The organism is Ruminococcus sp. 1001713B170207_170306_F1, assembly GCF_015668065.1.
Taxonomy (GTDB): domain Bacteria; phylum Bacillota; class Clostridia; order Lachnospirales; family Lachnospiraceae; genus Blautia_A; species Blautia_A faecis.
Genome location: NZ_JADPEX010000073.1, coordinates 1 through 1,195, shown reverse-complemented (window position 1 = coordinate 1,195; position 1,195 = coordinate 1). Strand labels below are relative to the sequence as shown.

Annotated in this window: 2 pseudogenes; both read right to left on the bottom strand. The window is 43.7% G+C overall.

Annotation, left to right across the window (positions count from 1 at the left end):
• Positions 1-1,120: pseudogene (locus tag I4V84_RS19530) on the bottom strand (SrtB-anchored collagen-binding adhesin); the annotation flags it as partial.
• A pseudogene (locus I4V84_RS20095) lies at positions 1,119-1,195 on the bottom strand (antirestriction protein ArdA); the annotation flags it as partial. The pseudogenes I4V84_RS20095 and I4V84_RS19530, both read right to left, overlap by 2 nt.

Genomic DNA, 1,195 nt, shown 5'->3' with positions numbered 1-1,195 from the left:
CCTCTTTTCCTGCAAGGATAGTCTTTTCGCCGTCCTTGCTGGTCGCTGTGGTATGGATAGAGATTTCTTTTTCGTATTCATCAGTCAGCGTCCCTAAATCAATCACAAGGTTATTTCTTGATACCACGATTTCAAAAGGTGGGATAAGTTCAAAGCCTTTGTTACTATCACAACGCATTTCTTCAATGATATAGGTATCATAAGGTAATGCCCCCTTGCTGTCGTCTGGTTCAGAAGTCCCAAACCACACACCGTCCTCACTGGTCTTGCCTGCGTTTGTATTGTGCTTATGAGAAGCCCAGTCAGCAGAAGTGGAAAACTGCCCGTTATCATCAGTTACCACAACATGATTTTCGCCCGTCGTCTTGCTTGTGATCCGAAAGGGAACATCAGCAAGACGCTTGTGTGTGCCTGCACCGATTTTTACACCCTCAATATCTCCACGCTTAATCTGATTGTAGATAGAATGAGCTTCGTCGGTTAAGTCCACGATTTTTCCATTTTCTGTGATTGTAAAATCAATCGGTTTTGCACCGTCAGTTAAGTAACCGTCGGGAGCTTCACTCTCAACAATACGGAATTTTCCATAAGGTAAGAGGTCAGAAGAAGTAGAAGCGATACCCTCAATATCTGTACGAATAGTTTTTACGACTTCATTTTTCTTATATAGCTTGCCCTCAACCAAAACAGAATTATCATTTAAGGAAATGATGTCAAAGACAGTATCTTTCAGAGTGGCACTTCCTTGTGGCTTTGTATCGCCCGTTTCTAAATCTCGTTTCTGAATTTTGACACCGCCACGGATAACCTTGTCTGATACGGAAAACTGGTTACTTCCAGATAATACGGCAAGGTCGCCGTCCTCGGTAATCTGTGTTACATATAAGCCCTTAATCTGTTCGGACTTATCGCCAGACTGCATATATGCACCCTCTAACAAGTAGCCGTTTGGAGCTTTCGTTTCCTCAACGGTTAGCGTTCCAAGTGGAAGAACCGCCTTGCCGTCCTGCATATAGAAGCTGTCGCCAGATACTTTGTATGTGTCCGCTAATTTTGTGATGTAATGAGTTGTCCCGTCGCTGTCTGTTTCAGCGATTGTCTTTGTAACCCATGTACGAGTAGGCTTCATAGTCAATGTAGTTCTGTAAGCTGGGTGGAATGTCGCCAAGTGCCTGCAATTCGTCTATGTAGTAGT